The sequence below is a fragment of the Stenotrophomonas sp. NPDC077420 genome (assembly GCF_044543385.1).
Classification (GTDB): domain Bacteria; phylum Pseudomonadota; class Gammaproteobacteria; order Xanthomonadales; family Xanthomonadaceae; genus Stenotrophomonas.
In genome coordinates, this window is sequence record NZ_JBITVZ010000001.1 from 74,706 (window position 1) to 88,567 (window position 13,862).

The window sequence follows — 13,862 nt, forward strand, 5'->3', positions numbered from 1 at the left end:
TATCCGACAGGAACATCTGGATCCCCCCTGTTCCGGCCCTGTCGGATGTCGGCACCTCTGAAGCAGAAGGCCCCGCCAATGGCGGGGCCTTTTGTTTGCGGGCGCAGGCGCGGCCAAAAAAACAGGGCCGGCAGTCCCCCGACTGCCGGCCCCTCTGCTTCCCCGGGATGCACATGGATCGGCCCCTGTTCCAATTCCGATCCGTAGCGCCTGACGGCGCCTGCCATCCTGGGTGCTATTGGGTTATCTGCAGATAACGTGCCAACTTGAGGGTTCGTTGCACTTTTTTTTTGCAGGCCCCCATTCAGGGAATCGGGGCGAACAGCGCTAAAATTATCCCCCGCGCCCTGCCCCAGGGCGGATCCGGGCCGCCGCGGCCCTGCCCAGAGCCCTCCATGACCGATTCTTTCTACGGCTACGACGTCATCGTGATCGGCGGCGGCCATGCCGGTACCGAAGCCGCGCTGGCGGCCGCCCGCAGTGGGGTGCGCACCCTGCTGCTGACCCACAACGTGGAAACCATTGGCGCGATGAGCTGCAACCCGGCCATCGGCGGGATCGGCAAGGGCCACCTGGTCAAGGAGATCGACGCGCTGGGCGGTGCCATGGCGCATGCCGCCGACCGCGCCGGCATCCAATGGCGCACGCTCAATGCCTCCAAGGGTCCGGCGGTGCGCGCGACCCGCTGCCAGGCCGACCGCAACCTGTACCGGATGGCGATCCGCGGCATGGTCGAAGCGCAGCCGAACCTGACCGTGTTCCAGGCCGCCGTGGATGATCTGGTCATCGAAGGTGACGCCGTGCGTGGCGTGATCACCCAGACCGGGCTGCAGTTCAACGCCCCGGCCGTGGTGCTTACCGCCGGCACCTTCCTGGCCGGCAAGATCCACGTCGGCCAGACCCAGTACGCCGCCGGCCGCATGGGCGACCCGCCGGCCACCACGCTGGCCGCGCGCCTGCGCGAACGCCCGTTCGCGATCGACCGGCTCAAGACCGGCACCCCGCCGCGCATCGACGGCCGTTCGCTGGATTACAGCGTGATGGAGGAGCAGCCCGGCGACGACCCGCGCCCGGTGATGTCCTTCCTGGGCAGCGTGGACGAGCACCCGCAGCAGGTGAGCTGCTGGATCACCCACACCAGCGAACACACCCACGAGATCATCCGCAGCGCCCTGCACCGCTCGCCGCTGTACAGCGGCCAGATCGAAGGCATTGGTCCGCGTTACTGCCCGTCCATCGAAGACAAGGTCGTGCGCTTCGCCGAGAAGGCCAGCCACCAGATCTTCGTCGAGCCCGAAGGGCTGGACGTGGTGGAGATCTACCCCAACGGCATTTCCACCTCGCTGCCGTTCGATGTGCAGCTGGCGCTGGTGCGCAGCATCCGGGGTTTCGAGAACGCGCATATCACCCGGCCGGGCTACGCCATCGAATACGACTTCTTCGACCCGCGCGGCCTGAACAACACGTTGGAAACCAAGGCCGTATCGGGTCTGTTCTTCGCCGGGCAGATCAATGGCACCACCGGCTATGAAGAGGCCGCCGCGCAGGGCCTGCTGGCCGGCCTCAACGCCGCCCGCCGCGTGCGCGACGAGGCGGGCTGGTGCCCGCGCCGCGACGAGGCCTACCTGGGCGTGCTGGTGGACGACCTGATCACCCACGGCACCACCGAGCCGTACCGCATGTTCACCAGCCGCGCCGAGTACCGGCTGCAGCTGCGCGAAGACAATGCCGACGTGCGCCTGACCGCCGTCGGCCGCACGCTGGGCGTGGTCGACGACCGCCGCTGGGCCGCGTTCCAGGCCAAGCAGGAGGCGGTGGCGCAGGAGTCGGCGCGCCTGCGTGCGCTGTGGGCCACCCCGGCCAATGCGCTGGGCCGCGAAGTGGACGCCACGCTGGGCGTGGCGGTCAGCCGCGAAACCAACGTGCTGGACCTGATCAAGCGCCCGGAGCTGGACTACGCCAAGCTCATGCAGGTGCCGTCGCTGGGCCCGGGCGTGGCGGATGCGAAGGTGGCCGAGCAGGTCGAGATCGGGGTGAAGTACGCCGGCTACCTGGACCGCCAGCGCGAGGAGATCGAACGCCAGCAGCGCCATGAGAACACCGCCATCGATGCGGCGTTCGATTACGCCAGCGTGCGCGGGCTGTCGGCCGAAGTGCAGCAGAAGCTGGAGCGGGTGCGCCCGCAGACCATCGGCCAGGCCCAGCGCATTCCGGGCATGACCCCGGCGGCGATCTCGCTGCTGCTGGTGCACCTGGAACGCGCCCGGCGCAGCCGGGTGGCGTAACCACGGCGGTATCATGGTGGCCTGCCTTGTGGAGCGCCACCATGTCCCCCCTTCGTCCTTTCCTCGATACCTTTCCCGTCGTTGGCGAGCGCGCCTGGATCGACCCGGCCTGCACCATCATCGGTGACGTGGTGCTGGGCGATGACGTCTCGGTGTGGCCCGGCACGGTGATCCGTGGCGACGTCAACCATGTGCGGATCGGTGCGCGGAGCAACATCCAGGACGGCACCATCATCCATGTCAGCCACCACAGCCCCTACAACAAGGGCGGCTACCCGACCCTGATCGGCGAAGGCGTCACCGTGGGCCACGGCACCATCATCCATGCCTGCGCGATCGGCGAGTACAGCCTGATCGGCATGGGGGCCTGCATCCTGGACGGCGCCACCGTCAGCCGGAACAGCTTCGTCGGGGCCGGTGCGGTGGTCGGGCCGGGCAAGGTGGTCGGCGAGGGCGAACTGTGGGTGGGCAACCCCGCGCGACCGGTGCGCAGCCTGAGCGCACAGGAGATCGAATCGCTGCACTATTCGGCCGACCACTATGTGCGGTTGAAGGACAAGTATTTGGGAATGTGATCGGCACGCGGTACAGTCGACACCCGACCCAGGAAGCAGTCGAGAACCGCATGCCGTTGGCAGCCGTCCGGAGCGACGTGCGCGCATGAGCGCACCCATGCTGGATACCTACCGTGAAGTGATCACGCCCGAAGGCGTGCCACTGCACCTGCCCGCCGCCGGGCCGGTGCCACGGGCACTGGCCTGGGTGATCGATTTCGTCATCCGCGTGGCGGCCCTGATGCTGCTCAGCATTCCTCTGGCCGTGCTGGGCCAGTTCGGCCAGGGCCTGTACCTGGGTCTGATGTTCCTGTCGATGTGGGCCTACACCATCGTGCAGGAAGCGTGCTGGGGACGCACCTTGGGCAAGCGCGCGCTGGGCCTGCGCGTGGTGGCCCAGGACGGCGCGCCGATCGGGTGGATGGCGGCCATCACCCGCAACCTGCTGCGCACCGTGGACATGTTGCCGTTCGCCTATGCGCTGGGCCTGCTCTCGAGCCTGTTCGACCGCAACGGCCGCCGCCTGGGCGATCTGGTGGCCGGCACCGTGGTGGTCCACGACCGGGCGCGTCCGCACGCGGCCAGCGTGGCCATCGACACCGTGCTGGCCCCGCCGCAGCCGCTGCAGCCAGCCGAACAGGCGGCCATCATCGCCTTCGCCGAACGCGCACCGCGCCTGTCCGGCCCGCGCCAGCAGGAGCTGGCCGCGGTGGCCGCGCCGATCAGCGGCGGCCACGGCCAGGTCGGGGTGCTGCGCTTGTATGCCATGGCCAACTGGCTGCTGGGACGTCGATGAGGCAGGAGCAGTTCGTCGCCCGCTACCAGGCGGAATGGCAGGCACTGGAGCGCTGGTTCGCGCTGCGCGGCGACCGTGCGCGGCAGGCACGGCAGCGCCCGGACCCGGACACGCTCAACGATGAGGATTTTCCGCAGCGCTACCGGCGGCTGTGCCAGCAGCTGGCGCTGGCGCGCAGGCGCGGCTACAGCCCGCAGCTGGTGGCGCACCTGCAACAGCTGATGCAGCGGGGCCATGGCCTGCTGTACCGCACCGCGCCGCCGCGCTGGCGCCGCGCACTGGAATTCCTGCTGGCCGACTTTCCGTCGCTGGTGCGTGGCCAGGCGCGCAGCATGTGGGTGGCGACTGCCCTGTTCGTCATTCCGCTGGTGGGCAGCTTCGCGCTGATCCAGTGGCGGCCGGAGCTGGTCCACCTGCTGATGGACAACGCGCAGATCGCGTCGATGGAGCGCATGTACGACCCGGCCGCGCCCCACCTCGGACGCGACAGCGGCACCGACTGGATGATGTTCGGCTACTACATCATGAACAACATCAGCATCGGCCTGCGCACCTTCGCCAGCGGCCTGCTGGCCGGGCTGGGCACCGTGCTGGTGCTGTTGTTCAACGGGCTCACCATCGGCGCGGCGGCCGGACACCTGCAGCACATCGGCCACGGCGACCCGTTCTGGCGCTTCGTGGCCGGGCATGGCGCGTTCGAGCTGACCGCGATCGTCATCGCCGGTGGCGCCGGGTTGCAACTGGGGATGAAACTGCTGGCGCCCGGCCGGCGGCGGCGCATCGATGCGCTGGTCGAAGGCGGGGTGATCGGCGCAAAGCTCTGCGTGGGCATTGCCGCCATGCTGCTGATCGCCGCCTTCATTGAAGCCTTCTGGTCCTCCATCGCCGCCGTGCCGGCCTGGGGCAAATACAGCGTGGCTGCGGTGCTGTGGACAACGGTATTCGTGTGGCTGTGGCGCGGCGGGCGCGGGAGCGGTCATGCGGATTGACCAGCTCAACGTCACCCTGCGCGCCCGCTCGGAATGGGAAGCCATGGAACTGGGCACCGCCCTGGTGCGCCGCCATGCGCGCGCCATCTGGCTGCCGGTCATCGCCGTGTCGCTGCCGCTGTTCGTGGTCATCAATGCGGCCGCGTGGTGGGCCGATGCGTTCGGCTGGGCCTGGCTGCTGATGTGGTGGCTCAAGCCGGTCAGCGACCGGATCGCGCTGTATGTGATATCGCGCGGCGTGTTCGGCGACGAACCGCGCCCGCTGCATACCCTGCGCGCACAGCGTCAGTGGGGCTGGAGCGGCTTCTGGGGTTACCTGGGCTGGCGCCGCTTCAGTCCCTTCCGCTCGCTGCTGCTGCCGGTGAACCTGCTTGAGGGCAGCGATGCCGCGCAACGCAGCGTGCGCCGCCGCGCCGTGCTCGGTGGCACGTTCGGCCACGCAGTGCTGCTGACGTTCACGTGCCTGATGTTCGAACTGGTGATCGTCAGCGGGTGCATCGCCGCGGTCTTCCTGTTCTTGCCGCTGGAACTGCTCTCCGATTCCTGGCGCGCGGCGTGGGAGATGGTGCGCCAGGACATGCCGGCGTGGGCACGGCTGGGCGTCAATGCGCTGTTCTGGCTGGCCGCGACGCTGATCGGACCGTTCCATGCCGGTGCCGGGTTCGCGCTGTACCTCAACCGCCGCACCGAGATGGAAGCCTGGGACGTGGAGATCGCCTTCCGTCGCCTGCGCGACCGCCTGCAGCAGGCGGCACCGCTGCTGGTGATGGCGCTGGTGCTGTGCTGGCCGATGGGCACCGTGCACGCGCAGGCACCGGCCGCGGCGCCGCAGTCCGTGGCACCGGACGACGTGGATGCAGACACCAGCGACGCAGACGAGGACGAGGACGACGGCGAGGACGTGGTACCGGCCGACGATCCGTCCAACACCGGCGCCGTGATCTTTGGCGGAACACCGGACACCGCAGGTTTCCGCCAGGCCGTGCAGCGCGCCTATGAGGATCCGCTGGTGACGCCCACGCGCCAGGTGAGTCGTTGGGAGCGTACGCAGGACGAGGCGGAAAAAAAACGGAAGGAGCGCGCCAGGGACGACGACGCCACCCCGTTCGCGAAGGGGCCGCGGCTGCCCGCGCAGATCGCCGAGTGGCTGCTGTGGGGCCTGGTCGGCCTGTTGGTGCTGCTGTTGGCGGTGACCGCGCCGTGGTGGCTGCGCTGGCTGCGTGGCGGCGGCACCCGCAGGCGCGAGACGCCCGGAACGGTGCTGGAAGAGACCGTCACGCTGCCCGAGGTGATCCCGCCGGACCCGGCCGCGCGCGCGCGTGCACTGTGGCAGGAGGGTCGGCCGCGACAGGCGCTGGCCCTGCTGTACCGCGCCAGCGTGGAGTCGATGAGCGAGCGCGCCGAGGTGGTGCTGCCCCCGGGCGCGACCGAGGCGCAGTGCCTGCGCGCGTCGCGGCGCATGCCCGAGGAGGCCGACCGCCGCCTGTTCGCGCGCGTGGTGCAGGTCTGGCAGTACGCGGCCTACGCCGGCCGACTGCCCGAACCGGCGGACTTCGAGGCGCTGGCGAGTACGTTGCAGTCGCAGTTCCGGTGGCGCGCATGAGCGCCCGGCTGCGCTGGCTGCTGGTGCTGGGCGTGATCCTGTTGCTCGGCGTGCCCGTGTCGATCATGTTCCTGCGCACGCACGAGAAAATCACCCGCACCGAACACCTCCCGGCGCAGGGCGAGGCCAGCTACAACCCGCTGTACGTACTGGGCCAGGCGCTGCGCGCCGATGGCATCACCGTGCATTCCAGCCCGCGCATCGACCTGCCGCGCATGCAGCTCACGCCACGCGACACCGTGGTGCTGCTGCAGGACAGCGCCGACGTACCCGCGCCCAGCGCGCGGGCCCTGCTCGAGTGGGTGGGCCAGGGTGGCCACCTGCTGGTGCGCACCCCGCCGGTGTCGCAGGACGAGGACGCGCCGCAGGGCCCGCTGCTGGACGCCCTGGGCGTGGACAGCGCGTACTACGACAGCGGCTGCAAGGGCTTCCACGTGGTCGATGACCCGGGCCACGTCGAGTTCTGCCGCAGCCGCCGCTTCGGCGTGGACGTGCCCGAGGGCGTCGTGCTGGCGCGCGAATGGGGCGATGACGATGGCCTGGTGTGGGCGAGGCTGCGCAAGGGCGACGGCAGCGTGGATGTGCTGGCGGACATGGAGTTCCTCAAAGGCACCCCGCGCGCGTTCGATGCCAGCGACCCCGAGGGCAGCCTGGCCGATGGCCTGCACGACATCGCCCACCGCGACCTCGCCCGCTACGTACTCGACCCGAACTACGGCGAGGGCGCCGTGTGGCTGGTCTACGGCTCGCGCCCGCCCACGCTGTGGTCGCGCATCTTCTACCAGGGCTGGCCGGTCTGGGTGCCGCTGCTGCTGGCGCTGCTGGGCTGGCTGTGGCTGCGCGCGCAGCGCCTGGGCAGCCTGCTGCCGGCGCCGGCGGTCGAGCGCCGCTCGCTGCTGGAACACGTGCGCGCCAGTGGCGAGCACCTGCTGCGCTTCGGCAAAGCGCCCCTGCTGTACGACGCCGTGCGCCGCGCGTTCCTGGCGCGCCTGCGGCGTCGTGCACCCACGGCCGCCGCACTCAGCGGCGACGCCCAGGTGCACGCCATCGCCACCTTGCTGCACTGGCCGCATTCGCGCGTCCAGACCGCCCTGCAGGTGCCGGCATCGAAGGATGTCGCGGCCCTGCGTGACCGCATCCGACTGCTGATCCAGATGAGAAACCTGCTATGACCGAGCCCACCGCTCCGCCGCCGTTGTCCCCGCCCGCGCTGACCGGCCAGCGCCTGGTCGAACGCGTCGATGCCGTGCGCGACGCAGTGGGACGCGCCTTCATCGGCCAGCCCGAGGTGCTGGACCAGATCCTGATCGCGCTGCTGGCCGGTGGCCATGTGCTGATCGAAGGCGTTCCCGGGCTGGGCAAGACCCTGCTGGTGCGCGCATTGGCACAGGCACTGGAGCTGGACTACGGGCGCGTGCAGTTCACCCCCGACCTGATGCCCAGCGACGTTAGCGGCCATGCGGTATACGACCCGAAATCGGAAAGCTTCAAGATCCGCAGGGGACCGGTCTTCACCAACCTGCTGTTGGCCGACGAAATCAACCGCGCCCCGGCCAAGACCCAATCGGCGCTGCTGGAAGTGATGCAGGAAGGCCAGGTCACCATCGAGGGCAAGGCCTTCGTGCTCAACCCGCCGTTCCTGGCCCTGGCCACGCAGAACCCGGTGGAACAGGAAGGCACCTACCCGTTGCCCGAAGCGCAGCTGGACCGCTTCCTGCTCAAGGTGATCATCGATTACCCGGCGCTGGAAGACGAGAAGCGCATGGTGGATGCGATCACCACCGGGCGCAGCGCGTCCGATTTCGACCTGTCGCAGGTGCCGCGCGTACTCAACGCCGCCGAGGTGATCGCGCTGCAGCAGGCCACCGCCGCGATTACGGTGGACCCGGAAGTGGTGGACTACGCGGTACGCATCGTCGCCGCCACACGTCATTTCCCCGGCATCGCGCTGGGCGCCGGGCCACGCGGCAGCATCGCGCTGGTGCGGGCCGCGCGCGCGCAGGCGGTGCTGGCCGGGCGCGACTTCGTCACGCCCGATGACGTGCGCGAGATCGCCCGCCCGGCATTGCGCCACCGCATCGCGCTGGCCCCGGAACTGCAGATCGAAGGCCAGTCGGCCGACGATGCATTGACGGCATTGCTGGCCAAGGTGGAGGCACCGCGCAAGTGAGGCCTGCCCCGCTGCTGCTGGCGTTGCTGGTCGGCTGGGGACTGCTGGGCCTGCCGGTGGCATTCGGCCTGCTGCCGCTGTGGGCCTGGCAGGCCACGGCGGCGTCCATTGCACTGCTGGCGCTGGTGGACCTGCTGCGGCTGCGCGCGCAGCCCTCGCCTACCGTGCAGCGCGAGCTGCCTGAAGCGCTGGCATTGAACGTGGAGCGGCGCACGACGCTGCGGCTGGAATCCAGCCGCCGCCAGCGCGTGGACGTGTTCGATCTCGTTCCGGGCGCCTGGGCGATGCAGGGCCTGCCGCGGGCGTTGACGCTCAAGCCGCTGGTGGCCAGCAGCATCGAGTACACGCTGACACCCACCGCGCGCGGGCGCTTTGCATTCGACGGCGTGCACCTGCGCGTGCACGCGCCGTGGCGGTTGTGGCGGCAGCGACGGCTGCTGCCGCCGGCGTTGACGGTGCGGGTGTATCCCAACTTCGCGCCGCTCACCCGCTTCGCGCTGTTCAGTGCCGAACAGGCCTCGCGCCTGGTCGGCGCTCACCTCAAGCGCCGCCGTGGCGAGGGCACCGATTTCCACCAGATGCGCGAATACCGTATCGGCGACAGCCTGCGCCAGATCGACTGGAAGGCCACCTCGCGCGCGCGCAAGCTGATCTCGCGTGAGTACCAGGATGAAAAGAACCAGCAGCTGGTGCTGATGATCGATACCGGCCGGCGCATGATGGCCAGCGAAGGCGGGCTGTCGCACTTCGACCACGTGCTCAATGCGGCGCTGGTGGTGTCCTACCTGGCGTTGCGCCAGGGCGACGGCGTCGGCCTGTTCGCCACCGGTGGCGAGAGCCGCTGGGTGGCGCCGCAGCGCGGCATGGGGACCATCGATGCGCTGCTGCGCACCAGCTACGACCTGCAGGCGCAACCGGTGGCTACCGATTACCTGGCCGCCGCCACCGAGCTGAGCCTGCGCCAGCGCCGGCGTTCGCTGGTGATGCTGGTCACCAACGTACGCGATGAGGATATCGAGGACCTGCTGGTGGCGGTGCGCCTGCTGCAGCGCCAGCATCTGGTGTGCGTGGCCAGCCTGCGCGAGCGGGAGCTGGACGTGGCATTGCAGCAGGAGGTGGAAACGCTGCAGGATGCGACCCAGGCCGGTGCCATCGCGCGCTACCTGCAGCAGCGCAATGACGCGCATGACGCGCTGCGCAGCCATCGGGTGATGGTGCTGGACGTGACGGCGGACGCGTTGCCCGGGGCGCTGGTGGAGCGTTACCTCGCCGTCAAGCGTGACGGGTTGCTGTAGGAACGTATCGACCAACGGTCGATACCTACCGGCCGGCAGACAGCCATGGCGGCCGCAGCCCCGGTCCGGTCGCCACACCGCCGATCCGGTCACCGCATCGCCGGTCCGGTCACCGCTTCGTCGGTCCGGTCACCGCATCGCCGGTCCGGTCGCCGCTTCGTCGGTCCGGTCACCGCTTCGTCGGTGCGGTCGCCGCTTCGCCGGTAGGTCACGACCGTTGGTCGTGACGCCGGTAACCCATCAGACGTAGATGCGCGTGGGCGCTTCGTCGATGATCGCGTGCGGCACGAAGCGGGCGCTGTCGCGGGTGATGCGGCTGTTGTCTTCGCGGATGCCCATGCCGCAGGCCTGGTCGCCCACCACCCAGCTGCCGATCAGCGGGTAGCCGCCATCGAACGCGGTGAGCGGGTGCGCGGCCTGGCGGATCGCCGGGCCGGTGTACGGGCCTTCGCTTTCCTGCCAGCTGCCATCGGCCAGGTGCATGGCCACGTTGGCGCCTTCGCGCGAGAACAGTGGCTTGCGCACCCAACCGGCCGGCAGCGCGCTGCCGTCATCGAACTCGGCCGCCAGCAGGTTCGGGTGCCCACGGTGGCGCTGCCACAGCAGCGGCAGCACGCCTTTGTTGCTCAGGATAGCCTTCCACGCCGGTTCCAGCAGCTGCACGCCCGAGCCGGGCAGCGCCTGCCCGAACGATTCGGTCATCAGGTCTTCCAGCGGGTAAAGCTTGAACAGGCTGCCGATCACCGTATCGTCCAGCGCGGTGAACCGCCCGTCCTCGGACAGACCGATGTCTTCGATCGCGATCGCTTCGCCCCGCAGCCCGGCCTGTGCCGCGCAGTCGCGCAGATAGTCCACGGTGCCCTGGTCTTCTTCCGAGGCGCCCACGGCGCTGAAATACATCGGCGGGGGCAATTGCGCGCTCAACGCCGCGAACCGCTCCACCAGCGCCTCGTGGATGGCGTTGAACTGGTCGGCGTGCGGCGGCAGGCGGTTCTGGTTGCGCTGGTCTTCCAGCCACTGCCATTGGAAGAACGACGCCTCGAACAACGACGTCGGGGTGTCGTAATTGAGCTCGTAAAGCTTGGCCGGACCCGTACCGTCATAAGCGAAATCCAGGCGGCCATACAAGTGCGGCTCGCGCCGGCGCCAGCTGTCGGCGATCCAGTCGCGGAACGCCGGCGGAATGGCCAGCTGGTCCATCAGCTGCTCGCTGCGCACCACCTCGTCAACCAGGTCCATGGCCATCGCATGCAGCTGCGCGCTGGGATCTTCGATGTCGTTTTCGATCTGGCGCAGAGTGAACGCGTAGTACGCGGTTTCATCCCAGTACGGCAGGCCGTCGATGGTGTGGAAGCGGAAGCCGGATGCGGCCGCACGAGCGCGCCATTGGCTGCGCTCGTCGATACGCACACGCTTCATTCGATCAGCCGCCGTAGCTGCTGCGGCTGCTGCTGGTGTTGCCGAAGCCGCCGCGGCTGGCGGTGACGGCGCGGTTCGGGGTGGCATTGACCGGGGCGAGGCCGGCCTTGCCGGCGCCGATGCCGCTGGCGGTGTTCAGGCCGCCGCTGCCGCCCGGGGCCGGGCGCGCCCATCCCTTGGCCTTGTCCTGGTAGGCCGGGCTGGCCGCCGGGGCCTGCGCCAGACCGGCGCCACGGTTGCCGAGCATCTGCGACATGAAGAAGCCCATCATCATCGGACCGATGAACGAATGGCCGGTAGAGGTCTTCTGTTCCACGCACTGCTCGGCGTTGTAGTCAGCTTCGCATTCGGCACGCGAGGCGTACTTCGGGGCCGCGTCGGCGGACTGCTTCTGCGCCTCGGCAAAGGCGGTACGGCAGCTGGAAGGGTCGCCGGTGGCTTCGGTACAGGCTTCCACCGAGGTGTACAGCCCCTCCTGCGTCTGTACGCCTTCCTGCTTCGAGCAGGCAGTAAACAGCAGCGGCGCAGCGCTCATCAGCAGCAGTGCGGTGGTCCTGGAACGTTTCATGGCGGCATGCCCCCCGTGTACGGTTATCGCCTCAATCATGCCTGATCCCCGCCAACAACCAAAACCGGCAACGTGAAAAAGATGAACGGCGTTTCAGGAACGTCGATCCCGACGGTTGCAACAGCAACCGGAATTTTTGGGCAGAATCGAGTGGCAACGCGCCCCCACGGCCCGCCAGATCCTGCCAGCCCCATGCCTGAATACCGCTCCCGTACCTCCACCGCCGGCCGCAACATGGCCGGCGCCCGCGCCCTGTGGCGCGCCACCGGCATGACCGATGCGGACTTCCACAAGCCGATCATCGCCATCGCCAATTCATTTACCCAGTTCGTGCCCGGCCACGTGCACCTCAAGGACCTGGGCCAACTGGTGGCGCGCGAGATCGAACAGGTCGGCGGGGTGGCCAAGGAGTTCAACACCATCGCGGTGGACGACGGCATCGCCATGGGCCACGACGGCATGCTGTATTCGCTGCCCAGCCGCGAGATCATCGCCGACTCGGTGGAGTACATGGTCAACGCGCACTGCGCCGATGCGCTGGTGTGCATTTCCAACTGCGACAAGATCACCCCCGGCATGCTGATGGCCGCGCTGCGGCTGAACATCCCGGTGGTATTCGTCTCCGGTGGACCGATGGAGGCGGGCAAGACCCGGCTGGCCGAGCACAAGCTGGACCTGGTGGATGCGATGGTGATCGCCGCCGATGCCAGCGCGTCCGATGAGAAGGTCGCCGAATACGAACGCAGTGCGTGCCCGACCTGCGGCTCGTGCTCGGGCATGTTCACCGCCAACTCGATGAACTGCCTGACCGAGGCGCTGGGGCTGTCGCTGCCGGGCAACGGGTCGACCCTGGCCACGCACGCCGACCGCGAGCAGCTGTTCCGCCGCGCCGGTCGGCTGGTGGTGGAGCTGTGCCACCGCTGGTACGGCGGCGAAGATGCCAGCGCGCTGCCGCGCGGGATCGCCACGCGTGCGGCATTCGAGAATGCGATGACGCTGGATATCGCCATGGGCGGTTCCACCAACACCATCCTGCATCTGCTGGCGGCCGCGCAGGAAGCGGAGGTGGACTTCGACCTGCATGCCATCGACGCACTGTCGCGACGGGTGCCGCAGCTGTGCAAGGTGGCGCCGAATACGCCGAAGTACCACATGGAGGATGTGCACCGCGCCGGTGGCGTGTTCGCGATCCTGGGATCGCTGGCACGCGGCGGGCTGCTGCATGTCGATGTGCCGACCGTGCACAGCCGAACCCTGGCCGATGCCATTGCGCGCTGGGATGTGGCGGTGACGGATGATGCGGGCGTGCATGAATTCTTCAGTGCCGGCCCGGCCGGCATTCCCACCCAGATAGCTTTCAGCCAGGCGACGCGTTGGCCCTCGTTGGACCTGGACCGGGCTGAAGGGTGCATCCGCGATGTAGCGAACGCGTACTCGGCCGAAGGTGGGCTGGCGGTGCTGCGCGGCAACCTGGCCGAGGATGGCTGTGTGGTGAAGACCGCCGGCGTGGATGAGTCCATCCATGTTTTCGAGGGCACCGCGCGGGTGTTCGAGAGCCAGGATGCGGCGGTGCAGGGCATCCTGGCCGATGAGGTGCGGGCCGGCGACGTGGTGGTGATCCGCTATGAAGGCCCACGCGGCGGGCCAGGCATGCAGGAGATGCTGTACCCGACCAGTTACCTGAAATCGAAGGGACTGGGCAAACAGTGTGCCCTGCTGACCGACGGGCGGTTCTCGGGTGGTACGTCCGGGCTGTCGATCGGGCATGCGTCACCGGAAGCGGCGGCGGGCGGCACGATTGGATTGGTGCGCGATGGGGACCGGATCCGGATCGACATTCCGGCGCGGCGGATCGATGTGCTGGTGGATGCCGCTACCTTGGCGACGCGGCGTGCGGAGCAGGATGCGTTGGGGTGGACGCCACGGGAGGCGCGTCCGCGCAAGGTGACCGGGGCGCTCAAGGCCTATGCGTTGTTGGCGACCAGTGCGGACAAGGGTGCGGTGCGGGATCTGGGCAAGCTGTAGCTGGACAGCCGGGCTGGGCCCGGCTCTACTGGGGCCTGTTGATACGCAGCCACGCATGGCGTGGCGCTACGCCATGGGGCCACCCCGCCATCGTTGGTCGATGCCCCGCCGCGTCCCCCCGCGCCAACCGCTGATCGATGCGCTGCCGAGTGCCGCGC

The 13,862-nt window shown here is 68.9% G+C and carries 11 protein-coding genes; 9 read left to right on the forward strand and 2 right to left on the reverse strand.

The genetic code is table 11. The features are described from left to right. Positions 1 to 395: 395 nt before the first annotated feature. The 8 genes from mnmG (at position 396) to ACIGII_RS00340 (ending at position 9,692) form a co-directional block, all read left to right on the forward strand. The gene (mnmG, locus tag ACIGII_RS00305) at positions 396 to 2,285 is read left to right on the forward strand and encodes a tRNA uridine-5-carboxymethylaminomethyl(34) synthesis enzyme MnmG (protein WP_399637591.1); all 1,890 of its coding nucleotides are present in this window, start codon (positions 396 to 398) and stop codon (positions 2,283 to 2,285) included. 41 nt (positions 2,286 to 2,326) lie between these two features. Continuing rightward, complete coding sequence (locus ACIGII_RS00310) at positions 2,327 to 2,860, forward strand: gamma carbonic anhydrase family protein (RefSeq protein WP_399637593.1); 534 nt, start codon at positions 2,327 to 2,329, stop codon at positions 2,858 to 2,860. Between the two features lie 85 nt (positions 2,861 to 2,945). Continuing rightward, a complete protein-coding gene (locus ACIGII_RS00315) occupies positions 2,946 to 3,635 on the forward strand; it encodes an RDD family protein (RefSeq protein WP_399637596.1) in 690 nt (229 codons plus the stop codon). Further along, positions 3,632 to 4,624 carry a stage II sporulation protein M gene (locus ACIGII_RS00320; protein WP_399637598.1) on the forward strand — a complete coding sequence of 331 codons (993 nt, stop codon included), beginning with the start codon at positions 3,632 to 3,634 and terminating at the stop codon, positions 4,622 to 4,624. The genes ACIGII_RS00315 and ACIGII_RS00320 overlap by 4 nt, the downstream gene beginning before the upstream one ends. Next, positions 4,614 to 6,227, forward strand: a complete 1,614-nt coding sequence (locus ACIGII_RS00325) for a DUF4129 domain-containing protein (RefSeq protein WP_399637601.1) — start codon at positions 4,614 to 4,616, stop codon at positions 6,225 to 6,227. The genes ACIGII_RS00320 and ACIGII_RS00325 overlap by 11 nt, the downstream gene beginning before the upstream one ends. Next, positions 6,224 to 7,399, forward strand: a complete 1,176-nt coding sequence (locus ACIGII_RS00330; protein WP_399637604.1) for a DUF4350 domain-containing protein — start codon at positions 6,224 to 6,226, stop codon at positions 7,397 to 7,399. Before ACIGII_RS00325 ends, ACIGII_RS00330 begins: the two co-directional genes overlap by 4 nt. Then, the gene (locus tag ACIGII_RS00335; protein WP_399637606.1) at positions 7,396 to 8,397 is read left to right on the forward strand and encodes an AAA family ATPase; all 1,002 of its coding nucleotides are present in this window, start codon (positions 7,396 to 7,398) and stop codon (positions 8,395 to 8,397) included. Before ACIGII_RS00330 ends, ACIGII_RS00335 begins: the two co-directional genes overlap by 4 nt. Further along, a complete protein-coding gene (locus ACIGII_RS00340) occupies positions 8,394 to 9,692 on the forward strand; it encodes a DUF58 domain-containing protein (protein ID WP_399637609.1) in 1,299 nt (432 codons plus the stop codon). The genes ACIGII_RS00335 and ACIGII_RS00340 overlap by 4 nt, the downstream gene beginning before the upstream one ends. 240 nt (positions 9,693 to 9,932) lie before the next feature. Here ACIGII_RS00340 and ACIGII_RS00345 read toward each other — a convergent pair whose 3' ends face one another. Both ACIGII_RS00345 and ACIGII_RS00350 read right to left on the reverse strand, forming a co-directional pair. Next, positions 9,933 to 11,111, reverse strand: coding sequence for a glutathionylspermidine synthase family protein (locus ACIGII_RS00345; protein ID WP_399637611.1), 1,179 nt, complete (start codon positions 11,109 to 11,111; stop codon positions 9,933 to 9,935). A gap of 4 nt (positions 11,112 to 11,115) precedes the next feature. After that, positions 11,116 to 11,679, reverse strand: a complete 564-nt coding sequence (locus ACIGII_RS00350; protein WP_399637614.1) for a DUF1190 domain-containing protein — start codon at positions 11,677 to 11,679, stop codon at positions 11,116 to 11,118. A gap of 192 nt (positions 11,680 to 11,871) precedes the next feature. Here ACIGII_RS00350 and ilvD point away from each other — a divergent pair, with 192 nt between their 5' ends. Next, the gene (gene ilvD / locus ACIGII_RS00355; RefSeq protein ID WP_399637616.1) at positions 11,872 to 13,704 is read left to right on the forward strand and encodes a dihydroxy-acid dehydratase; all 1,833 of its coding nucleotides are present in this window, start codon (positions 11,872 to 11,874) and stop codon (positions 13,702 to 13,704) included. Positions 13,705 to 13,862: the final 158 nt, after the last annotated feature.

Excerpts from the sequence above, each read along its gene's own strand:
- ACIGII_RS00330 (WP_399637604.1), top strand. The coding sequence starts at position 6,224 with ATGAGCGCCCGGCTGCGCTGGCTGCTGGTGCTGGGCGTGATCCTGTTG.
- ACIGII_RS00335 (WP_399637606.1), top strand. The coding sequence starts at position 7,396 with ATGACCGAGCCCACCGCTCCGCCGCCGTTGTCCCCGCCCGCGCTGACC.
- ACIGII_RS00350 (WP_399637614.1), bottom strand. The coding sequence starts at position 11,679 with ATGAAACGTTCCAGGACCACCGCACTGCTGCTGATGAGCGCTGCGCCG.
- ACIGII_RS00345 (WP_399637611.1), bottom strand. The coding sequence starts at position 11,111 with ATGAAGCGTGTGCGTATCGACGAGCGCAGCCAATGGCGCGCTCGTGCG.
- ilvD (WP_399637616.1), top strand. The coding sequence starts at position 11,872 with ATGCCTGAATACCGCTCCCGTACCTCCACCGCCGGCCGCAACATGGCC.
- ACIGII_RS00320 (WP_399637598.1), top strand. The coding sequence starts at position 3,632 with ATGAGGCAGGAGCAGTTCGTCGCCCGCTACCAGGCGGAATGGCAGGCA.
- mnmG (WP_399637591.1), top strand. The coding sequence starts at position 396 with ATGACCGATTCTTTCTACGGCTACGACGTCATCGTGATCGGCGGCGGC.
- ACIGII_RS00315 (WP_399637596.1), top strand. The coding sequence starts at position 2,946 with ATGAGCGCACCCATGCTGGATACCTACCGTGAAGTGATCACGCCCGAA.
- ACIGII_RS00310 (WP_399637593.1), top strand. The coding sequence starts at position 2,327 with ATGTCCCCCCTTCGTCCTTTCCTCGATACCTTTCCCGTCGTTGGCGAG.
- ACIGII_RS00325 (WP_399637601.1), top strand. The coding sequence starts at position 4,614 with ATGCGGATTGACCAGCTCAACGTCACCCTGCGCGCCCGCTCGGAATGG.